Source organism: Flavobacterium sp., assembly GCF_025352425.1.
Lineage (GTDB): Bacteria > Bacteroidota > Bacteroidia > Flavobacteriales > Flavobacteriaceae > Flavobacterium.
In genome coordinates, this window is sequence record NZ_JANXTI010000056.1 from 1 (window position 1) to 21,215 (window position 21,215).

The window sequence follows — 21,215 nt, forward strand, 5'->3', positions numbered from 1 at the left end:
CTAAGGAAGCTGTTAACCAAGCTATAAAAGATATGCAGGCGAATGATCAATTTTCTGTTGGTCAATTATTAAAAGGTTCTGTTTTCAGTATTTTATTCAGTGCAATTTTTGGTTTAATTCTAGCAGCTATTTTTAAAACAAGATCGAATCAAGTAGTATAAATGAATTTATCTATAATAATTCCACTTCTTAACGAACAGGAATCTTTACCTGAATTATACCAATGGATTGTCAAAGTAATGACAACCCACAATTATGCCTATGAAGTAATTTTTATAGATGATGGTAGTACGGATGAGTCGTGGCAAATTATTGAACAACTTTCAAAAGAAAATCAAAACGTAAAAGGAATTCGTTTTCTTAGGAATTTTGGTAAATCACAAGCGCTACATGCCGGTTTTGCGAAAGCCAAAGGCGATATAATTATTACAATGGATGCCGATTTGCAGGACAGCCCAGAGGAAATTCCCGATTTATACAACATGATTATTAACCAAAACTATGATTTGGTTTCGGGTTGGAAAAAGAAACGCTATGATTCTGTTGTCGGCAAAAACTTGCCTTCTAAATTGTTTAATTGGGCAGCGCGAAAAACGTCTGGTGTTCATCTGAACGATTTCAACTGTGGATTAAAAGCGTATAGAAATGTCGTTGTCAAAAACATAGAAGTTTCTGGCGAAATGCACCGCTATATTCCTGTTTTAGCCAAAAACGCCGGATTTGGAAAAATCGGAGAAAAAATAGTAATACACCAAGCGCGAAAATATGGTGAATCAAAATTTGGCATAAACCGATTCATCAATGGCTTCTTAGATTTGATAACAATTTGGTTTTTATCAAAATACGGTAAACGCCCGATGCATCTTTTTGGCGCGCTTGGAGTGATTATGTTTATCATTGGATTTTTATCTACTTTTTTAATTATTTCAATCAAGCTTTTGAAATTATTTGTGTTTGATGAATCAACTATTTTGGTAACCGAAAATCCACTTTTCTATATCGCTTTAACGGCTATGATTATTGGTTCTCAACTATTCTTAGCTGGATTTTTAGGTGAAATAATATTAAGAACAAAGAACAACGAGGAACGTTATAAAATTTCTAAAGAAGTGAATTTGTAATGCAACTTTAGCTTCAGAATAAAATTAAGAACATGCATATCGAACAAAATATATTAGATAAAGTAAACGAATGGCTTACGCCGACATTTGACCAAAAAACCCAAGACGAAATCACAGAAATGATGACTTCTTCTCCGAAAAACTTAGAAGAGAGTTTCTATAAAAATTTGGAGTTTGGAACGGGTGGAATGCGCGGAATAATGGGCGTTGGAACTAATCGAATAAACAAATATACTCTTGGAAAAAACACCCAGGGTCTGTCGGATTATTTAAAAAAAACATTTCTTGGCGAACAACTTAAAGTCGCAATTGCTTATGATTGTCGACATAATAGTGATACGCTTGCTAAAGTCGTTGCTGATGTTTTTTCTGCAAACGGAATTCAGGTGTATTTGTTTTCTGAAATGCGTCCAACACCGGAATTATCTTTCGCTGTCAGATATTTAAACTGTCATGCCGGAATAGTTTTAACAGCTTCACACAATCCACCGGAATACAACGGATACAAAGTGTATTGGAGGGATGGCGGACAGATAGTACCGCCAGATGATGTTGAGATTGTTCGTGTAATCGAAAGTTTAAAATACAGCGAAATCAAATTTGATACCAATGAAAAGCTGATTGAATATATTGATGTTGCTGTTGATGAAGCTTTTGCCAAATCGACTATTGATAATGCTAGTTTCAATACTTCGGCGGAAGCCCGAAAAAATTTAAAAATTGCTTACACATCCTTACATGGAACTTCAATCAAAATGGTTCCGAAAGTATTAGAAAAAACAGGTTATACGGATGTAAATATTGTCCCTGAACAAGCGGAACCAAATGGTGATTTCCCGACAGTAATTTCTCCAAATCCCGAAGAACCGGAAGCATTGACTATGGCTTTGGCTTTAGCAGATAAAATCAATGCGGATATTGTTTTTGGAACTGATCCTGATAGCGACCGACTTGGTGTTGCCGTTAGAAATAACAAAGGTGAAATGCAGTTATTAAACGGAAACCAGACTATGGTTGTGATGACGCATTATCTTTTGGAACAATGGAAAAAAGCCGGAAAAATTAACGGCAAGCAATTCATCGGTTCTACAATCGTTTCAACACCAATGATGTTGGAATTGGCTTCGGCTTACGATGTAGAATGCAAAGTTGGTTTAACCGGTTTCAAATGGATTGCAAAATTCATTCGTGATTTTCCGGAACTTAAATTTATTGGCGGTGGCGAAGAAAGTTTTGGCTTTATGGTTGGTGATGCCGTTCGCGATAAAGATGCTGTTGGTGCGATTTTATTAATGTGTGAAATTGCGGCGCAGGCCAAAGAAAATGGAAGTTCAGTTTATAAAGAATTAGAACAAATGTATGTTGACTTTGGTTTTTATAAAGAACATTTGATTTCGATTACCAAAAAAGGAATGGAAGGAGCAAACGAAATCAAACAAATGATGGTGGATATGCGCGAAAATCCTGTTTCTGAAATTAATGGGCAACGAGTTATTATGGTGGAAGATTACCAAAACTCGACAGCAAGGAATCTTCTGACCAATGAAACGGAAACCCTGAACGTTCCGAAATCGGACGTATTGATTTATTATTTAGAAGACGGTTCCAAAATTTGTGCTCGCCCAAGTGGAACCGAGCCAAAAATAAAATTCTATTTCAGTGTTAACACTGCTATTGAAAGTTTGGATGAAATTACGGTAGCTGAAACATTTTTAGATACTAAAATCGCGAACATAATTTCAGAAATGCAATTGAACTAATGGATAGCAATCTCAAAAAATTAATTCCTTTTGCCTTAAAATATAAGAACAATGTAATTTTAAACATTGTCTTCAATATATTTTATGCTTTATTTTCAACATTGGGAATGGTTTCTATAATACCAACCTTAAAAGTTCTTTTTAAGGAAACAGAAGAAGTAACGGTTATGCCAATGTACAAAGGCATTGGTTTTTTAGGTAAATATGGAGAAGATTTATTGAATTATTACATTACAAAATTATCAAATGAAAATGGCCCGGAATACGCATTATTACTGGTAGTTTCTATTGTAATTGTGATTTTTTTATTGAAAAACATTTTCAATTATCTGGCTTCTTTTCATGTAACCCGATTGAGAACCGGCGTTTTGAAGGACTTACGGGAAAAATTATACCAAAAAATTATACATCTTCCGGTTTCTTACTATTCTGATACAAGAAAAGGCGATGTGATGTCGAGAATGCTTGGTGATATCAACGAAGTTCAAAACTCCTTTTTCCAAGTATTGGAATTAGTAGTCCGTGAACCGTTAACAATCCTTTTTTCAATTGCTGCTATGCTGGCTATAAGCTCTAAACTGACGCTATTCGTATTTATTTTTATTCCAATTTCGGGACTTATTATTTCGAGAATTGGTAAAAATCTAAAGGCAAAATCCAAAAAAGCACAACAAGAAACGGGTTATTTCATTTCTATTTTAGACGAAACTTTGGGTGGAATGAAAGTCGTAAAAGGTTACAATGCAGAAAATCTATTTATTGAAAAATTCAATACTTCAGTTAAAAAATTACAGCAGCTATCCAATAGCATCGGAAATAAAAGCAACTTAGCTTCGCCAATGAGTGAATTTCTTGGAATACTAACTATTGCTGTGCTTTTATATTATGGTGGTTATATGGTTTTGGTCGATAAATCATTGGCAAGTACCGCATTTATAGGATATATAGCATTGGCATATACAATTTTAACTCCAGCCAAAAACATTTCCAAAGCTTCCTATCAGGTTAAAACAGGATTGGCTGCTGCTGAACGTGTTTTCACTTTGATGGAAGAGGAAAACGCAATTACATCCAAGCCAAATGCTATTCATAAAGAAACTTTTGAAACGGGAATCTCTTTAGAAAACATCAATTTCAGATATCAAGAGGAGAACGTACTGATAAACTTTTCGCTTCAGGTTCCAAAAGGAAAAACTGTCGCATTGGTTGGACAATCCGGAAGTGGAAAAAGTACCATTGCCAACTTACTGACGCGTTTTTACGACGTAAATGAAGGCAGTATAACCATTGACAACATCAACATCAAGGATTTGGATTTACAATCGCTTCGCGGCCTGATGGGATTAGTGACACAAGATTCTATTTTGTTTAACGATACCATAAAAGCGAATATTTCATTAGGGAAAGTAGATGCAACAGACGACGAAATTATTGCTGCGTTGAAAATTGCCAACGCTTATGAATTTGTCAAAGATTTGCCTGAAGGAATCTATACGAATATTGGCGACAGCGGAAACAAACTTTCCGGCGGACAAAAACAGCGATTATCTATTGCAAGAGCGGTTTTGAAAAATCCACCAATCATGATTCTGGACGAAGCTACTTCTGCTTTGGATACCGAAAGTGAACGATTGGTACAAATTGCTTTGGAAAACATGATGCAGAACCGGACTTCTATCGTAATTGCGCATCGCCTTTCGACCATTCAAAAAGCCGATATCATTGTGGTAATGCAAAAAGGAAAAATTGTAGAGCAGGGAAATCACGAAGAACTCATATCTCAAAACGGAACCTATTCCAAATTAGTTTCCATGCAATCATTTGATTAATCTAAAACCATTTTATATGAAAAGAGAATACTTCAACATGTTATTTATCATTGGATTTGCTGTTTTGATATTATTCGCATTCCAATTTTTTGATGAAGAAAAAGTTGAACATGTCTTATCCCGATTCATTGTAATTTGGATATTGATTGGTTTTTATGCTGGCCAATATTCTATGCGTTTCCCAAAAGCATTTTAAGTAATTAAACGGGCTTATAACTATTCACTTTCCAATCTTTGTTCAATAAATTTACAAAGTGATATTGGAGTTGGTCTTCGGCATCAAATTCCCCATTTTTATTGGTGTCTTGAATGGTTCTGAAATAAAGAATACTTTTTGATTCTATAATTTTCCAATCAATTAATTCCTGAAAATCGGGAGAAAGTTTGGTAAATTTTTGTCCGGAAATAGTACTTATGTACAACGATTTTATATCGCTGCTGTCTAACTTTCCATCTTTATTGGTATCCATATCAGCCAGAGAATAGACTAATAATTGTTGTTTGCTTATATCCGAAAATGTTTTTAAATAAGTCGCTGTTTCTATTAAGATTTGCTTGTTGGTTAAAGCATAAAGGGTATCCTTCCCTATTTCCTGGAATTTCAGATTTTTCAAATAACCTGTAATTTGGTATTCGCCATAATTAGAGACCGTGAAACTTTCCTGAGAATCTGAAGCAGATTTAATACCTTTTACATTACCCGTCATAACACCAATAGGATGAATTAAAAAATTCGTTCCTTCCATAATGATTGGTAAATCAGCCACTTCAATTTGATTTGTATCTGCAACTACTTCTGGTTTTACTTTAGAAGTAGTTTCGTAAGTAACTTTGGGTTTTTCTGCTTCTTCTTTTTTACATCCCGAAAAAAATCCAACCAAAATCAGAGCAATATAGAGAAAGTATTTTTTCATTTTCATAAAATTTGATTCTCAAAATTAGTGAATTATTTCTATAATCTCGCCGTTAGTTTCACATTGAAAACCCGCGTAGTCATATAGTTCGGAATTCCGTATTGATTTTTGGTATACACGTCGCGAACCCAAGTATTCGTTATTGCATTTTGATTGTTAAACAAATTGTAAATTTCAAATCCAACCGACAAGTCTTTAAATTTCTTTAGCCAATGTCCGTTTGGTCTTTCGTTGTTTCTTTCAGTAAAGACATACGAAAACCCGACATCAGCACGACGATAATCACGCAAACGGCTCTGGTATTGATAGGAATCGGCATAAGATGGCGAACCACCGGGCAAGCCTGTATTATAAACCAGATTAAGGTATAATTTCATATTGGGAATATTGGGCATATAATCCTGAAAAAGAATTCCAAATTTCAATCGCTGATCTGTTGGTCTTGCAATATATCCTTTGTCACTAATATTCTCTTCGGTTTTCATATAACCAAAACTCAACCAGGATTCTGTTCCCGGAACAAATTCGCCATTCAATCTCATGTCCAAACCATAAGCATAGGCCACAGCATCATTATCGGCACGATAACGAATCCTGACATTTTCCAACGTATAAGTGTTAACATCGGTCATCGTTTTATAATACGCTTCGGTTACAAATTTAAAAGGACGGTTGTTCATTTTGAAATTATAATCGTTACTCAGTACAAAATGTATTGATTGCTGCGCTTTCACATTCGGCCGAACAGTTCCCAGTGAATCCCTCAACTCACGATAAAACGGTGATTGATGATAATAACCAACAGACAATCTGAATAGCATATCTTTTTCCCAATCGGGTTTTAATGCCAATTGTACTCTTGGACTAAAAACAGTTTGTCTTTTTGCACCGGTAATGCCATCTCCAGAAACTAACCAACTATGAAAACGGGCACCGGCAGTAACCCAGAATTGACTTTCCCCGATTTTGGTTTTGGTGTTCCATTGTGCAAATCCGGAAAATCTATTAATATCAACGAAATTGGTAGCCCTGATATTGTGATAAGGAACTAACGGACCAATATAAGGATGATACGGTTGCTCATTCGGCACATGAAAAGGCGGTGGATTTATAGAAAACCCGGCAGAATCAATAACTTCCCATTCTACTATTCTGTCGCGGATGTTTTCACGTGTGTATTTAAAACCCCAATCAATTTGGTGCTTTTTGTTGTTGATTTGGTGTGTTCCTTTAATTTCGGCATTAACAATTAAAGCATCCAAATCGTTTCGTGCGTGGTTCAATTGAGTTCCAATCCCACGATTGAAAGTAACTTGCCCTAAAGTTTCAGACCCAATATTGGTGTCAACTTCGCCCAAATAATACGCGGCAAAAATGTCGAAATATTCTTGTTCCTGCGTATTATAAATGGAACCAATCAATCTAAAGGTATTATTCTCATTGGCCACGTAATTGGTCTTTAAAGCTCCAAAAAAGGTTTGGTATTTATCTTTTTCCTGGCCTTCGTAGAAAACCTGTAACGCTATTGGCTCATCAATTGTTCCAAAATTGGTCTGACGGGTCAAAGGCTGGTAATTGTATTTGTTTTGAGAGATATTACCCAGAAAACTGAACTGCCATTTTGTATTTGGATTGAAATTTACATTGGTCTGCACATCGGCATACGTTGGCCTAAAGTTAGTTTGTGTTTCTTGGCTGTTTACCAAAAGTGAATTGTCACGATAACGAATTCCGGTAATGGCTGACCATTTTTTATTTTTCGAAATGCCTTCCCCCGTCAGACTTCCACCAAGAAAACTGGCTTCGGCAGCAATACCATATTTTGTTGGTTTTCTATAAGTAATATCCAAAACAGATGATAATTTATCACCAAACTTTGCCTGAAATCCACCAGCAGAAAAGTCAACATTCTGAACCATATCCGTATTTGTAAAACTCAAACCTTCCTGTTGTCCCGAGCGAATTAAAAACGGGCGATAGACTTCAATTTCGTTTACATAAACCAGATTTTCGTCATAATTACCACCACGCACAGAATATTGGGTACTCAATTCACTGTTAGAATTTACGCCTGCAAACGTTTTTAAGACACTTTCAATTCCGGCATTGGCACTTGGATTTCTTCTTATGGTTTCCGGTTCAACCGATGTAATTCCCTGCACCCGTCGCCTACTGCTGGTAACTATTACATCCTGTAACTGCTCCGCTTTGTCATTCATCATAACGTGATATTCAAAGTTTTCATCGGGCTTTAACTGAATGGGTACAGTGATGCTTTTCAGCGCCGTATGGGTAAAGACAAGGATGATTTTTTGATTGGCAGGAACCGTTAATTCATAAAAACCATTTTTATCAGTAGTGGCAGATTTTGTCTGGTAACTTACGTTAACGCCTTCAATAGGTTTATTGTTTTCGTCTAGAACAATTCCGGCAACTTTAGCGGTTGGATTTTGTGCAAAAGCGATGATACTTATTGTGAAAAACAGGATCGTGCAAAAGAATCTATTTGTTTTCAAATTATAGAGTTAAGGTTTTTGACTTCTAAAAAAATGCGTTTCAAAGATAGTAGAATTTCCAACATTATCAGTAATGACTATTTTTAAATCGTTTTTTCCTTCGGCAACTATGCCATCAGAAAAACGATGAATGAGTTTTTTGGTTTTGGGCTCGTATTCTAATAAAATCCATTTCCCATTCAGGTAACCATCATAGCTTTTAATTCCGGACAATGCATCAGAAATCGTAAATTTCAGTTCATCTATATCGCTAATCCATTTACCTCCAATATGCTTATCAGATTTTATTCTAGGGGGTACACCATCCTTTAGAAGCTTGTATTCACCTAAATATTTAGTGTAAATAGTAAACGAGTTTTTATAGCGTTTAGTATTGTAATAGCTAATTCTTTTTTCGCTTGTCAAGCCAATAAACATTTTTTCTCTATCTTCCTGAGGCGTAATACTATCCTCAAAAGTGATTGAAAAATTAGAAAATGCGGGGACAATATCTTCATGAAGTTTTACGGTTCCCTTTTTTACGCCAAAATCCATATAAAAATCATCATAAAAAGTGTTCGCGGGGAAATTTACTGTGACATTTTCGAGAGAAAAAATATTTTCGTTTTTTGCTTTTACAAAATATTTAGAGGTTATTGGTACTTCAGAAACATTGGCAGGCAATGGTGAATATTGAATGGGAATAAAAATCTTAGTAATGTTTTCACTAAAATCAGCAATCTCAATTCGATAAGATTGAAAAACATTACCCGGTACTGTAATGATTCCGTTATTTGAACCCGATTTTATGATGCTTAACGGATAAGGATTTTTCATAAACAATTTCTGAACACGTTGACCTTGCTTTTTATAGCGACCATAATCAATCAACATATTAACCAATCGTGTTTCATCAAAAGCAAAAGTGTCAAATTGATAGCCAAAGTCGGTTTTCCCATTAAGATACGTTTGAACCCTAAAAATTCCGTTAGCATTCCAGGAAACATCATCATAATCAGATGTCGTTATTCCGAAACCTATTGTTCCTGTAGCCGAAATCTTTTCAGCTAAATAACTTCCGTCATCCTGCAACGATAAGTTTACCGAAATTGGTCTTTTAGATTCATTCACTATACTGTTACCGTTTAACGGGTAAACCCATAAACTGTTTATGATTGGGCGTTTCGAATCGGTTATTACCGCGTCAAATCCAAAATACATCGGATTGATAATTTTTTCAGATTGTGTATCCCGAATTTCAAAGTGAAGATGTGGCCCATCAGAACCACCGGTATTGCCGGAAACCGCAATAATGTCGCCTTTAGTTACAACTACATCATTTGGATTTAAAGCGATATCAATCTCATAGGATTTGACTTTATATTGGGCTGATTTAATGTATTTTTCGATTTCTCCATAACCGGATTGCAGATGTCCGTAAACAGTTGTGTAACCATTGGGGTGCGAAATGTAAATGGCTTTTCCATAACCCCCTTCTGAAATTTTTATTCTGGAGATATAGCCATCTGCGGCAGCATACACTTTTAAACCTTCTTTTTGTTGGGTTTTACAATCAAAACCCGAATGAATATGATTGAAACGCAATTCTCCAAAATTTCCTGAAAGTTGCATTGGAATGTCGAGTGGTGAGCGAAAATAATCTTTTGGATATTGAACTTGTCCAAATATCGAAAATGAAAATAAAAAAATAAAACAAAAATTTCTCATAAAGTTGTTTTGGCTAAGATAATTAAAAGTGCGTAAAAATTTACAATACAAGTTCATTTTCTAACTCCTTAAAAAACAATTTATTATAATTTCATATCAAAATAGCGATAAATAATTGGCAAAAATATTGCGCAAACAAAATAGAATCCTAACTTTGTGAAGTAAGTAATGAATAAAATATTTCATGAGTGAAATTGCAGAAATAATTAATTCTGTTGAAAATAGGATAGCGAAACTTTTTAATAAAATAAATAGTTTAGAGCAAGGTTCTGTTTCAGTGAAAGAAGAATTAGATAGATCTGTCGCAATGATTCAAAAGCAATCGGATGAGATTGCCGCTTTAAAATCAGAATGCGATTCTCTCAAAATGGCTAATTCATTATTAGGCGGTGAAGAAAATAAACGAGATACAAAGCTTAAAATAAATTCATTAATCCGAGAGATAGATTACTGTATTGCTCAGTTATCAGACTAAAACATGGATGAAAAGCTTAAAATAAAGTTATCAATTGCAGACAGGGTTTATCCGTTAACGGTTGAGCTGTCGCAAGAAGAAGGGCTGCGAAGTGCTTCCAAAAAAATTGATGCCATGATTAAGCAATTCGAAGAAAACTATGCTGTTCGCGATAAACAAGATGTATTGGCGATGTGTGCCTTACAATTTGCTTCTCAGGTAGAACAAAAGCAAGTTGACAGTTCCATTGACAGTAAAGATCTTGAACGATTGAAAAAAATTAATGATTTATTATTTAACTATCTCGAAAAAAAATAACGTTCTTTTCACATAAGATTACAATACCGCCTACATTAGATTTTAATTGGTAAACTCAACACTAACAAATTAAAATGAGTAAATCGTCGTTACTAAAGCATGCCACATAATTGGTGGAAGCTTGACCAACGCGTTAGCTCAAAACTTGTCTTTTCGAGTTTATGCATTCATTTAATGTAGGCTTTTTTTATATATAAACTAAAACAAACAATGGGAACAGTACTAATTATAATTGCACTTATTGCGGGAATTGCTGGTGGTTTTGGAGTTGCAAAATTCCTTGAAAAAAGTAATATCTCCAATATGATTAAAAATGCCAAAAAAGAAGCCACATCAATTTTAAGAGATGCCAATCTTGAGGGTGAAAATATCAAAAAAGATAAGTTATTGCAGGCAAAAGAAAAATTTTTAGAATTAAAATCCGAGCATGAGCAAGAGATTTTAAATAAAGACAAAAGAATTTCTGAAATAGAAAAACGAACTCGAGACAAAGAATCTCAGGTCTCAAGTGAATTGGCAAAAGCTAAAAAAGTAAACGACGATTACGAAGCGAAAACAACAGAATACAATTCCAAAATTGAACTCTTAGACAGGAAACAGCAGGAACTTGAAAAGCTTCATAAAAGTCAGGTGCAGCAGCTTGAAGTTATTTCGGGCCTTTCTGCCGAGGATGCAAAAGAGCAATTGGTGGAAAGTTTAAAAGCGGAAGCTAAAACAAAAGCCATGTCGCACATTCAGGATACCATTGAAGAAGCTAAATTGACTGCGCAGCAAGAAGCTAAAAAAGTTATTATCAACACCATTCAACGTGTTGGAACGGAAGAAGCCGTTGAGAATTGTGTTTCTGTTTTCAATATTGAATCGGATGACGTTAAAGGAAGAATCATTGGTCGTGAAGGAAGAAATATCCGTGCATTGGAAGCAGCCACAGGAGTTGAAATCATTGTTGACGATACGCCGGAAGCTATCATACTTTCCTGTTTTGATCCTGTAAGAAGGGAAATTGCCCGTTTGTCATTGCATAAGTTAGTAACCGACGGTAGAATTCATCCTGCAAGAATTGAAGAAGTTGTAGCCAAAACAACTAAACAAATCGATGATGAAATCATTGAAGTTGGTAAACGTACCGTAATTGATTTAGGAATTCACGGTTTGCATCCTGAGTTAATTAAAGTGGTGGGAAGAATGAAATACCGTTCTTCTTACGGACAAAATTTATTACAACACTCGCGCGAAGTTTCTAAACTTTGTGGAATAATGGCGGCTGAATTGGGTTTGAACGTAAAATTAGCAAAACGTGCCGGTTTACTTCACGATATTGGAAAAGTGCCTGATGCAGAAAGTGATTTACCACATGCGTTATTGGGAATGCAATGGGCAGAAAAATTCGGTGAGAAAGAAGAAGTGTGCAACGCTATTGGAGCGCATCACGATGAGATTGAAATGAAATATTTAATCTCTCCAATTATACAAGTTTGTGATGCAATTTCGGGCGCGAGACCTGGTGCAAGACGTCAGGTTCTTGATTCTTATATCCAAAGATTAAAAGATTTAGAAAATATTGCTTTCGGATTTAATGGAGTTAAAAACGCGTATGCTATTCAGGCAGGACGTGAACTTCGTGTTATTGTTGAAAGTGAAAAAGTAAGTGACGAAAATGCAGCCAGTCTTTCTTTTGAGATTTCACAAAAAATACAAACAGAAATGACTTATCCAGGTCAGGTTAAAATTACCGTAATCCGTGAAACGAGAGCAGTAAATATTGCAAAGTAAAATTTATAATTAATAATAAAAAAGGCAACCGATTGGTTGCCTTTTTTATTATAAGAAGATGCCTTTTATAGCATCGCTAGTCATTGGTTTTACGTAATAATTTCCAACTACATTCTTAAAATTTTCTGCTTTTTCTATATCAATTCTGTTATCAGAAGAACTTATGATGTGAATTACAATATCATGAGTAGTGTTTGTTTCTAGACGTATAAATTCCTCTAAAAACTGCCAGCCATCCAATATAGGCATGTTGATATCCAACAAAATCAAATCAGGGAGAATCCCACAATTACTGATTTTTTCTTTCAAATCATTTATGGCATCCAAACCATTTTCGAAAAAAATTGATTCAATATCAATTGTATTACTTTCTAATAACTTCTTGATGATAAAGTGATGTATCTTATCATCATCAACGATAAAGACGTTGTTAAACTTCATTTAAACAGATTTGGGATTATTTTATTTTTGGGCAGCAACAAAATTAGAAAATAAATAACCAAACTACATTTTTCTGGGATGAAATTTATTGATGATTTGTGTTAAATGTTTTCTATCCAAATGGACATAAATTTCTGTGGTAGTAATAGATTCGTGCCCAAGCATCATTTGAATAGAACGCAAATCGGCGCCATTTTCAAGCAAATGAGTTGCAAATGAATGCCTTAAAGTATGAGGACTAATTGTTTTAAACAAATTAATTTTGATTGCCAATTCTTTTACAATAGTAAAAATCATCGCGCGGGTAAGTTGCTTTCCTCTTCTGTTTAAAAACAACGTGTCTTCAAAGCCTTTGACAATATTAAGATGGGGTCTAACAGCATTCTTGTATAACTCAATGTACTTTTGGGTGGATTGGGCAATAGGGACAAAACGTTGCTTGTTCCCTTTTCCTGTAATTTTGATAAAATCTTCATCAAAAAACAAATCAGAAATTTTCAAAGTAATAAGTTCCGAAACCCGAAGCCCACAACCGTATAAAGTTTCTAATATAGCCTTGTTTCGTTCTCCTTCAGGTTTAGATAAATCGATAGCGGCAATAAGATTATCGATATCTTCTACTGATAGTGTATCCGGCAGTTTTCTGCCGATTTTTGGTGCTTCAATTAATTCCATTGGATTATCAGAGCGGTAATCTTCAAAGATAAGATAGGAAAAAAAACTTCTTAAGCCCGAAATAATTCTGGCTTGTGAACGGGCATTCACTTCTTTGGAAACAGAATATATAAACTGCTGAATGATTTCTTCACTAATTTTTTCAGGAGAAATACTCATTCCATTTTCGAGTAAAAATTTGGTCAATCGTTCTAAATCGAAAGTGTAATTTGCTACGGTGTTTTTTGACAAGCCGCGTTCAATTTTTAGATAGGATTGAAAACTTTTAATATAACTGTTCCAGTTCATAGAGCAAAGAAACGAAAAGTTTAACTATAAAAAAACCGCGCTAAAAGCGCGGTTTAAGTTTTTATGCTCTAAACTAATTACAGTTTGTATAACAAACCAAAAGAGATAGAAGACATATCAAGACGTAAGCCTAAATTAGTTGCAGCTTTAGCACCAGAAGTATCAGCTTTAGCTGAAGAATAGTTTAAACCTCCCCATGTAGAAGTGATAGCAAATGCATCAGACACGAAATAATGTAAACCTACTGGTACAGTAAGACCAATTGTGTTAGTTTTTACATCAAATGTATCTTCTTTTGAAGTCATGTAAGATAATTCACCTCCGATTGACAAAGAGAATTTGCTAGCTGGTGTCCAGAAATATTTAACACCCGCGTGTAAACCTAGACCTGTTGTTTTAGCATTACCAACTTTAGTTGAATTGTAGTCTAAACCACCAACTAAAGCAACGTTTTCAGTTAAAAAATAACCGATACCTGGAGCAAGTGTTAAACCGTCAGTTTTAACTCCAAGGGCAGTTTTGTCACTAGAAAATCCAGCAGTACCTGTTAAATACAAATCTCCTTTAGAAAAACCTTCACTAGACTTTTCTTTTTTGTCTTGTGCATTAGCAAACGTCAAAGCGAATACTGCAGCTACTGTTAAAATAATTTTTTTCATGTTTGTTTAATTTTAAAATTAATATGAACAAATTTATAAGTAATCCTTTTCTATCAACGTTACCCACTATTACAGTTATTAACAATTTTATTAACAAAAACCATCTTTAATCTTTTATTTGCCAGTGTCTTAAAGCTATTGAGCGTTGTTGATAAGCATAATCGATTATTAAGAAATCAATATATTCTGCTATTTAGGGTGTTTCCCCTATTAATAATTGCAGTTTTTAGGTTAAACTAATTACTCATTTACCTGATAATTCATATTTTTACAGAAATAATCTTCAAATGAGAATAATCATCATTAATGGTCCAAATTTAAACTTGTTAGGAAAGCGAGAGCCTGAAATTTATGGAAGCATGACTTTCGACACGTTTTATGAAGAGCTGGAAAAGAAATATCCGTCCATATCACTTTCCTATTTCCAGAGTAACATTGAAGGCGAATTGATTGATAAAATACAGGAGGTTGGATTTGCGTATGATGGTATTATTCTAAATGCTGCTGCTTACACCCATACTTCAGTTGGCATTGGCGATGCGGTAAAAGCCATTTCAACACCGGTTATAGAAGTGCATATCTCCAATACCTTCTCCAGGGAAACTTTTCGCCATCAATCCTTTATTTCACCTAATGCAAAAGGAATCATTATTGGTTTCGGTTTAAAAAGCTACGAATTGGCGCTGCAATCTTTCCTATAATCATTACACCTATATATGTTACTCAAAAAATCACTCTCCATCTTATTGCTGTTAATAACCTTTACTTCTTTTGCACAAATCAAAGGAACCGTTACCGACAACAAAGGAAATCCGTTGGCCTTTGTAAACATTTTCGAAGAGAACACCTATAATGGAACAACAACAAACGACAAGGGAAAATTTACTCTAAATGTAAAAAGCGAAAACCCAACAATAATTTTTCAGTATTTAGGATACAAAACTGTCAAAAAATCCATTGCGAAAAATCAATTTGCCGAAAATTTGACAATCACTTTGGAGGAAGAGAATATCACGCTTAAAGAAGTTGTAATCAATCCGAAAGACAATCCCGCAAATGACATTATCCGAAATGCCATTAAAAAGAAAAAAGAAAACTCCGAAAAAACAGCCCGATTCAAATCCGACTTTTATTCCCGTGGGATTATCCGATTGAAGGATGCACCGAAAACCATCTTAGGTCAAAAATTTGACATCTTTGATGAAATACTCGACTCAACCCGAAGCGGAATCGTTTACCTATCGGAAACAGTTTCTAAGATTACATTTCAAAAACCAGATAAAATGAAAGAAGTTATTGTGGCTTCAAAAGTAAGTGGCAAAGACAACGGGTTTAGTTTCAACAACGCCGCTTCTGTGAATTTTGATTTTTACGAAAACTACCTTCCGTTTCAAATTAATGTGGTATCTCCTATTGCTGATAATGCTTTCAACTATTATAAATACAAATTTGAAGGTTCATTTTTTACCGAAAACCGTCAGCAGATTAATAAGATAAAAGTTATTCCGCGTCGCGAAAGTGAGCCCGTTATGGAAGGTTATATATATATCGTGGATGATTCCTATGCTGTTTATGCCATCGATTTATCCATAAAAGGCAATCAGATGCAGTCGCCGGCTATAGACAATCTCACTTTGAAACAAAGCTTTAGCTATAATTCGATTAATAAAATTTGGGTGAAAAATACGCAGACGCTTGACTTTATGGCTGGGATACTTAGCATTAAGGTCAATGGCCGATTTACGTATGTATATTCTAATTTTGAATTTTCCAACCAGTTTGAAAAGAAAACCTTTACCAATGAAATCTTGACATTTGAAGAAAATGCGAATAAAAAAGAAGATGCTTTTTGGAACACCATCCGCCCTGTTCCCCTGACCGAAGAAGAAACTACAGATTATCAGAAGAAAGATATTCTGCAGACAAAAAAGAAATCAAAAACCTATTTGGATTCGATTGATGCCAAACACAACAAATTCAAAGTGATGGATATCTTGAGTGGTTACAGCTATAAGAATTCGTTTAAAAAATGGTCCATTGATTATGATGGCCCATTAACCTCAACTTCTTTTAATACGGTTCAGGGGTGGCGTCTCAACGCGGGTTTATCTTATACAAAACGTGATGAGGATAAGAGAACATATACCAGAATAAGTTCTAGGTTTGACTATGGTTTTTCGGAAGAAAAGATACGTGCGGCAGCTAACTATACCCATAAATTCAATAATACAAACAATAGTACGTTATCTTTCAATGGCGGAAGTTCTGCCAATCAGTTTAACGGAAGTAATCCCATTTCAAATATTGTTAATACTGTCAGCACTTTGTTTTTCAAGAACAATTTTATGAAACTGTATGAAAAGAATTTTGTCTCCGGCTTTTTTGGAAGAGAGGTTGTCAATGGTTTTTACATGAACATAAATGCCGAATATTCCGAAAGAAAACCTTTGTATAACACGACCGATTATAGCGTCATAAAAAGTGACGATATATATACTTCAAACAATCCGCTTTCGCCAAATGATGAAACTTCGGCGGCCATCAGCAAACATAATTTAGTTAAAACCAATGTGCTGATGCGTTTTAATTTTGGACAAAAATACATAAGCCGTCCCGATGGAAAATACAATATCCCAAATGATACTTATCCTTCCCTGTCTTTGGGTTATGAAAAAACATTTGCTGCCACAGATAAAAATTATGAATATGATTTTGTTGCTGCACGTGTAAACTATGAGGTGACTTTGGGTAATAAAGGAACATTACAAATGGCTTTTAAAGCCGGTAAATTCTTCAATGCCGACAATATTTCATTTGTTGATTATAAACATTTCAACGGGAACCAGACTCATATTGGGCAAACCGATACTTATACCAATGTCTTTAACCTATTGCCTTATTATGCCGCGAGTACGAATGACAGCTATAGCGAAACCCATCTTGAGCATAATGACAAAGGCTATTTTATGAATAAGATTCCGTTATTGAAATACCTGCAGTCCCAATTGGTTCTAGGATTTCATAACCTCGCTGTTCCTGACAGAAAACCATATCAGGAATTCTCTGTGGGATTGGACAATCTTGGCTTTGGAAAGTATCGTTTGTTTAGGGTGGATTATGTTCGTTCCTATCAAAACGGATATCAGGGCGATGGCGTAATCTTTGGGTTAAAGTTTTTGAATGTGTTTGAGTAATAGGAAAGATCCCTTCAAAAATCAACTTTCCAGTATTTTCAATCCTTCACAGCCTTCAACGAGGCTTCGGACTCATTCAACGAGGCTTCGGAGGCATGCAAAAAGACTTCGGACTAATACAATGAACCTTCTGACGCATTCAAACTGTCTTCGGAAGGATTCAAACTGTCTTCAGACGAGTTCAAAATGTCTTCGGGCTCCTTCAAATGGTCTTCTTATTTAAAAAACACATCATAACCAAAACGTAGCAGTGTTCCGATTACAACTATCAAAAAGAAAATACGTATAAACCCATTGCCTTTTTTGATGGCGAGTTTTGCGCCAATCCAACCACCAACTGCATTGCAGACAGCCATTGGAATTGCGATTGCCCAAATGATTTTTCCTTTAAGAACAAACAGGCAAATCGAACCAAAGTTGGTTGCCAGATTCACCATTTTGGCATTTGCTGAAGCATGAAGAAAATCAAAGCCTAAAACAGTTACAAAAGCCAGTACAAGAAAACTTCCGGTTCCGGGACCGATAAATCCGTCATAAAATCCAAGGCAGATGCTCATGGTAATGGCCAATAAGAATTGGCGTTTAACTGTATGCTCTTTTGCCTGGTGAATTCCGAAATCTTTTTTCGCAAATGTATAAATGGCAATTAAAGTCAGGACAACCAAAAGCAATGGCTTCATAAAATCATTATGGACTTTGGTCAGTAAATTGGAACCTAAAAAAGCGGAAGCAAAAGCAACAACCGCCATTATGGATAGTAGTTTCCAATTCATGTCCACTTTTTTCAGATACTGATTTGCTGCAAAACTAGTTCCGCTAAAAGCGGGAATCTTCAACGAGCCAATAATTGAGGAAACGGCAAGATTTGGCAATAAAATCAAGGCAATTGGAGTTTGTATCAATCCGCCGCCGCCCACAATAGCATCAACAAATCCGGCAAAGAACGCCGCAATGCAAAGCAAAATTATGATGTATGTTTCCATATTGACCAAATGAAAAGAGGCACAAATCTGTACCTCTATTTTCTATATTCTATTTTCCATATTCTTACTCCACTCTCACGATATTGGCCCCAAGTGCACGAAGCCTTTCATCTATGCGTTCGTAACCTCTATCAATTTGTTCAATATTTTGGATGGTAGAAGTTCCTTTTGCAGAAAGCGCCGCAATCAACAGGGAGATTCCCGCACGAATATCCGGCGAACTCATTATCGTTGCTTTCAGTTGTGATTTGAAATCATGTCCCATAACTACAGCTCTGTGAGGATCACACAGCATAATTTTCGCACCCATATCAATTAATTTATCCACAAAGAACAAACGGCTTTCAAACATTTTTTGGTGAATTAAAACATCGCCATTGGCTTGGGTTGCCACAACCAAAATGATACTCAACAAATCAGGTGTGAATCCCGGCCAAGGTGCATCGGCGATAGTCAAAATCGAACCATCAATATCGGTTTTAACCGTATAGCCTTTAGTATGAGGAGGAATATAAATATCGTCGCCTTTTCTTTCTAAGGTAATACCTAATTTTCTGAACACACTCGGAATTACACCAAGATTGTCCCAGGAAACATTTTTAATCGTGATTTCGCTACGGGTCATCGCCGCAAGGCCAATCCAGGAACCAATTTCAATCATATCGGGAAGGATTCTGTGTTCGCAGCCACCCAATGCTTCAACACCTTCAATCCTCAATAAGTTAGAACCAACTCCGGTGATTTTTGCTCCCATAGAGTTAAGCATTTTACATAACTGTTGTAGATAAGGTTCGCAGGCGGCATTGTAAACTGTGGTTATTCCTTCGGCTAAAACCGCAGCCATAACTATGTTGGCTGTTCCCGTTACCGATGCTTCGTCCAGCAGCATGTCTGCACCTTTTAGTCTTCCTTTAACTTCCACACCATAAAAATGGTCTTCTCTTTCGTAACGAAATTTTGCACCCAGGTTTATAAATCCTTCAAAATGTGTATCCAAACGACGGCGTCCAATTTTATCGCCGCCCGGTTTTGGAATATATCCTTTTCCGTAACGCGCTAAAAGTGGCCCAACAATCATAATAGAACCTCTTAAACTTCCGCCTTCTTTTTTGAAAGCTTCCGTTTCAAGATAGCCAACATTTACGTCGTCAGCCTGAAAGGTTATAGAACCGGGACCGTTTTTTTGAATTTTCACACCTAAGTTACCCAGAAGCGTTATCAGTTTATTGACATCAATAATGTCAGGGATATTGTTGATTGTTACTTTTTCAGGAGTCAAAAGCACGGCGCATAAAATTTGTAATGCTTCATTTTTGGCTCCTTGTGGTGTTACATCGCCTTTAAGTTGGATGCCTCCTTCAATTTTAAAAGTTCCCATTTTTGTAATTATGAATTATAAGTTATAAAGTTATGAGTAAATGAGGCAAACTCATAACTCATAATTAATGACTCTTAACTATTTTGGATTATTGTTATTGTTATTTTTCTTTATAAATGGCTTCTTAGCGTTTTTGTTGATTTTAATTTTCGGGTTAGAAGCAGGCATGTTTTTATTGGACATTTTTTTGTTGGTACGCATCAAATCAGTTGTGGTCAACAACTCTTCTGTACTTTGCAGTAAGTTCAGTGTCCCGTCTGACAATTCGTAAAGATGCTCAAAGATTACAGTATCGGTAACGGTATCTTTATTCCAACTCAAGTACGACTTTTTCATATGGTTGGCAATGACTTTAACCAACGCATTTTTCATTTCGCCCTCTTCCCAACTGTTAGCCACATCAATCATGTACTTGATGTTATTGCCATAAAAACGATATTTTGGATTTTTCTGTGGATAGGCTAATCTTTCCGGTTTGAGATGTATTACATCCCGGGTCGGAATTGGGTAAGGAGAATCAACATCCAGTTTGAAATCCGACATTATAAAAATCTGATCCCACAATTTGTGTTGAAAATCGGGGACATCACGCAGGTGCGGATTTAAACTTCCCATAACCTGAATAATATAATTTGCCACCTTATTGCGCCTTTCCCTGTCATCAATATCGGTTGCCTGATTAATCAATTTCTGCAAATGGCGACCATATTCAGGGATGATTAAATGTGATCTTTCGCCATTGTATTCCAAATGATGAACCACTTCGTTTGCATTTTCTTTTATATATTTCTCAGTCATTATAATGATATTATTCCTTCGATAGAAGATAGTTCAATGTATTTTTCAACAACAAGCTCCGGGCTTTCCATCATCACGTTTATTGATACACTGGTGTATTTTGCATTCTTTGATTGTTTGGTTTGGATTACGGCACCGATATTATCAAAAGCATTTTCTATTTCTTCAATTTTTTTTGGGCTTGTTGGCACAATAAATTTATATAGATATTCACTTGGCCATTCAGAAGTATTGCTCAGTTCTTCCCGTAATCTTATATAAAACTCCTCTGTTTTCTTATCCATTTTAAACAAAATAAAAGCAAATATACAGTATTGATTTTAGATATTTGAAGCAGGTTTCCAAGATTTAAAAAAAATAGTTTTTATAAGTTAAAAATAAAACCCGAACACTTTCAGTATTCTAAT

At 35.4% G+C, this 21,215-nt stretch carries 19 protein-coding genes and 1 other RNA gene; 10 read left to right on the forward strand and 10 right to left on the reverse strand.

Annotated features, from left to right (window positions below):
* Nucleotides 1-161 precede the first annotated feature (161 nt).
* From Q0Q99_RS07600 to Q0Q99_RS07615, 4 genes are read left to right on the forward strand one after another with little or no spacing between them, the layout of a single operon-like run.
* The gene (locus Q0Q99_RS07600; RefSeq protein WP_293893813.1) at nt 162-1,121 is read left to right on the forward strand and encodes a glycosyltransferase family 2 protein; all 960 of its coding nucleotides are present in this window, start codon (nt 162-164) and stop codon (nt 1,119-1,121) included.
* A gap of 32 nt (nt 1,122-1,153) precedes the next feature.
* Nucleotides 1,154-2,881 (forward strand): phospho-sugar mutase, encoded by a 1,728-nt coding sequence (locus tag Q0Q99_RS07605; RefSeq protein WP_293893816.1) that lies wholly within the window; start codon nt 1,154-1,156, stop codon nt 2,879-2,881.
* On the forward strand, nt 2,881-4,710 hold the full coding sequence (locus tag Q0Q99_RS07610; protein WP_293893819.1) for an ABC transporter ATP-binding protein: 1,830 nt from the start codon (nt 2,881-2,883) through the stop codon (nt 4,708-4,710). Before Q0Q99_RS07605 ends, Q0Q99_RS07610 begins: the two co-directional genes overlap by 1 nt.
* Before the next feature lie 16 nt (nt 4,711-4,726).
* On the forward strand, nt 4,727-4,906 hold the full coding sequence (locus Q0Q99_RS07615) for a hypothetical protein (protein WP_293893822.1): 180 nt from the start codon (nt 4,727-4,729) through the stop codon (nt 4,904-4,906).
* A 4-nt stretch (nt 4,907-4,910) separates the two neighbouring features.
* On the opposite strand, the gene Q0Q99_RS07620 is transcribed toward Q0Q99_RS07615, so the two are convergent.
* Genes Q0Q99_RS07620 through Q0Q99_RS07630 form a run of 3 tightly spaced genes read right to left on the reverse strand, consistent with a single transcriptional unit; the run spans nt 4,911 to nt 9,847 of the window.
* Entirely contained in the window at nt 4,911-5,624 is a 714-nt protein-coding gene (locus Q0Q99_RS07620; RefSeq protein ID WP_293893825.1) for a hypothetical protein, read from the reverse strand.
* Nucleotides 5,625-5,662: 38 nt separating this feature from the next.
* Complete coding sequence (locus tag Q0Q99_RS07625) at nt 5,663-8,140, reverse strand: carboxypeptidase-like regulatory domain-containing protein (RefSeq protein WP_293893828.1); 2,478 nt, start codon at nt 8,138-8,140, stop codon at nt 5,663-5,665.
* A 9-nt stretch (nt 8,141-8,149) separates the two neighbouring features.
* Nucleotides 8,150-9,847 (reverse strand): M23 family metallopeptidase, encoded by a 1,698-nt coding sequence (locus tag Q0Q99_RS07630; protein WP_293893831.1) that lies wholly within the window; start codon nt 9,845-9,847, stop codon nt 8,150-8,152.
* A gap of 184 nt (nt 9,848-10,031) precedes the next feature.
* On the opposite strand from Q0Q99_RS07630, the gene Q0Q99_RS07635 reads away from it, so the two are divergent.
* The 4 genes from Q0Q99_RS07635 to rny all read left to right on the forward strand — a co-directional run bounded on the left by Q0Q99_RS07635 (nt 10,032) and on the right by rny (nt 12,392).
* Complete coding sequence (locus Q0Q99_RS07635) at nt 10,032-10,322, forward strand: hypothetical protein (protein ID WP_293893833.1); 291 nt, start codon at nt 10,032-10,034, stop codon at nt 10,320-10,322.
* Between the two features lie 3 nt (nt 10,323-10,325).
* A complete protein-coding gene (locus Q0Q99_RS07640; protein ID WP_293893835.1) occupies nt 10,326-10,619 on the forward strand; it encodes a cell division protein ZapA in 294 nt (97 codons plus the stop codon).
* A 53-nt stretch (nt 10,620-10,672) separates the two neighbouring features.
* Nucleotides 10,673-10,780: non-coding RNA, 6S RNA (ssrS, locus tag Q0Q99_RS07645), on the forward strand.
* Between the two features lie 49 nt (nt 10,781-10,829).
* Nucleotides 10,830-12,392, forward strand: a complete 1,563-nt coding sequence (gene rny / locus Q0Q99_RS07650; protein WP_293893837.1) for a ribonuclease Y — start codon at nt 10,830-10,832, stop codon at nt 12,390-12,392.
* A 48-nt stretch (nt 12,393-12,440) separates the two neighbouring features.
* Here rny and Q0Q99_RS07655 read toward each other — a convergent pair whose 3' ends face one another.
* The 3 genes from Q0Q99_RS07655 to Q0Q99_RS07665 form a co-directional block, all read right to left on the reverse strand.
* Nucleotides 12,441-12,833, reverse strand: a complete 393-nt coding sequence (locus Q0Q99_RS07655; protein ID WP_293893840.1) for a response regulator — start codon at nt 12,831-12,833, stop codon at nt 12,441-12,443.
* A 63-nt stretch (nt 12,834-12,896) separates the two neighbouring features.
* Nucleotides 12,897-13,796, reverse strand: a complete 900-nt coding sequence (xerD, locus tag Q0Q99_RS07660; protein ID WP_293893843.1) for a site-specific tyrosine recombinase XerD — start codon at nt 13,794-13,796, stop codon at nt 12,897-12,899.
* Between the two features lie 77 nt (nt 13,797-13,873).
* Nucleotides 13,874-14,455, reverse strand: a complete 582-nt coding sequence (locus Q0Q99_RS07665; RefSeq protein ID WP_293893846.1) for an outer membrane beta-barrel protein — start codon at nt 14,453-14,455, stop codon at nt 13,874-13,876.
* Nucleotides 14,456-14,742: 287 nt separating this feature from the next.
* On the opposite strand from Q0Q99_RS07665, the gene aroQ reads away from it, so the two are divergent.
* Together aroQ and Q0Q99_RS07675 are read left to right on the forward strand one after the other, a co-directional pair.
* Nucleotides 14,743-15,156: a type II 3-dehydroquinate dehydratase gene (gene aroQ / locus Q0Q99_RS07670; protein WP_293893849.1), complete on the forward strand. Its 414-nt coding sequence runs from the start codon at nt 14,743-14,745 to the stop codon at nt 15,154-15,156.
* Between the two features lie 15 nt (nt 15,157-15,171).
* Nucleotides 15,172-17,649: a DUF5686 and carboxypeptidase regulatory-like domain-containing protein gene (locus Q0Q99_RS07675; RefSeq protein ID WP_293893852.1), complete on the forward strand. Its 2,478-nt coding sequence runs from the start codon at nt 15,172-15,174 to the stop codon at nt 17,647-17,649.
* Between the two features lie 215 nt (nt 17,650-17,864).
* Here Q0Q99_RS07675 and Q0Q99_RS07680 read toward each other — a convergent pair whose 3' ends face one another.
* From Q0Q99_RS07680 to Q0Q99_RS07695, 4 genes are all read right to left on the reverse strand, one after another.
* Complete coding sequence (locus tag Q0Q99_RS07680) at nt 17,865-18,632, reverse strand: TSUP family transporter (RefSeq protein WP_293893855.1); 768 nt, start codon at nt 18,630-18,632, stop codon at nt 17,865-17,867.
* A gap of 64 nt (nt 18,633-18,696) precedes the next feature.
* Nucleotides 18,697-20,010, reverse strand: a complete 1,314-nt coding sequence (murA, locus tag Q0Q99_RS07685) for a UDP-N-acetylglucosamine 1-carboxyvinyltransferase (protein ID WP_293893857.1) — start codon at nt 20,008-20,010, stop codon at nt 18,697-18,699.
* Between the two features lie 78 nt (nt 20,011-20,088).
* On the reverse strand, nt 20,089-20,808 hold the full coding sequence (locus Q0Q99_RS07690; RefSeq protein ID WP_293893859.1) for a DUF4290 domain-containing protein: 720 nt from the start codon (nt 20,806-20,808) through the stop codon (nt 20,089-20,091).
* Entirely contained in the window at nt 20,808-21,092 is a 285-nt protein-coding gene (locus Q0Q99_RS07695) for a DUF493 family protein (RefSeq protein WP_293893861.1), read from the reverse strand. The genes Q0Q99_RS07690 and Q0Q99_RS07695 overlap by 1 nt, the downstream gene beginning before the upstream one ends.
* Nucleotides 21,093-21,215: the final 123 nt, after the last annotated feature.

Bases quoted from the DNA above. Each gene is read 5' to 3' on its own strand.
- Q0Q99_RS07600 (WP_293893813.1), top strand. From the start codon at position 162: ATGAATTTATCTATAATAATTCCACTTCTTAACGAACAGGAATCTTTA.
- Q0Q99_RS07605 (WP_293893816.1), top strand. From the start codon at position 1,154: ATGCATATCGAACAAAATATATTAGATAAAGTAAACGAATGGCTTACG.
- Q0Q99_RS07610 (WP_293893819.1), top strand. From the start codon at position 2,881: ATGGATAGCAATCTCAAAAAATTAATTCCTTTTGCCTTAAAATATAAG.
- Q0Q99_RS07615 (WP_293893822.1), top strand. From the start codon at position 4,727: ATGAAAAGAGAATACTTCAACATGTTATTTATCATTGGATTTGCTGTT.
- Q0Q99_RS07620 (WP_293893825.1), bottom strand. From the start codon at position 5,624: ATGAAAAAATACTTTCTCTATATTGCTCTGATTTTGGTTGGATTTTTT.
- Q0Q99_RS07630 (WP_293893831.1), bottom strand. From the start codon at position 9,847: ATGAGAAATTTTTGTTTTATTTTTTTATTTTCATTTTCGATATTTGGA.
- Q0Q99_RS07635 (WP_293893833.1), top strand. From the start codon at position 10,032: ATGAGTGAAATTGCAGAAATAATTAATTCTGTTGAAAATAGGATAGCG.
- Q0Q99_RS07640 (WP_293893835.1), top strand. From the start codon at position 10,326: ATGGATGAAAAGCTTAAAATAAAGTTATCAATTGCAGACAGGGTTTAT.
- rny (WP_293893837.1), top strand. From the start codon at position 10,830: ATGGGAACAGTACTAATTATAATTGCACTTATTGCGGGAATTGCTGGT.
- Q0Q99_RS07655 (WP_293893840.1), bottom strand. From the start codon at position 12,833: ATGAAGTTTAACAACGTCTTTATCGTTGATGATGATAAGATACATCAC.
- xerD (WP_293893843.1), bottom strand. From the start codon at position 13,796: ATGAACTGGAACAGTTATATTAAAAGTTTTCAATCCTATCTAAAAATT.
- Q0Q99_RS07665 (WP_293893846.1), bottom strand. From the start codon at position 14,455: ATGAAAAAAATTATTTTAACAGTAGCTGCAGTATTCGCTTTGACGTTT.
- aroQ (WP_293893849.1), top strand. From the start codon at position 14,743: ATGAGAATAATCATCATTAATGGTCCAAATTTAAACTTGTTAGGAAAG.
- Q0Q99_RS07675 (WP_293893852.1), top strand. From the start codon at position 15,172: ATGTTACTCAAAAAATCACTCTCCATCTTATTGCTGTTAATAACCTTT.
- Q0Q99_RS07680 (WP_293893855.1), bottom strand. From the start codon at position 18,632: ATGGAAACATACATCATAATTTTGCTTTGCATTGCGGCGTTCTTTGCC.
- murA (WP_293893857.1), bottom strand. From the start codon at position 20,010: ATGGGAACTTTTAAAATTGAAGGAGGCATCCAACTTAAAGGCGATGTA.
- Q0Q99_RS07690 (WP_293893859.1), bottom strand. From the start codon at position 20,808: ATGACTGAGAAATATATAAAAGAAAATGCAAACGAAGTGGTTCATCAT.
- Q0Q99_RS07695 (WP_293893861.1), bottom strand. From the start codon at position 21,092: ATGGATAAGAAAACAGAGGAGTTTTATATAAGATTACGGGAAGAACTG.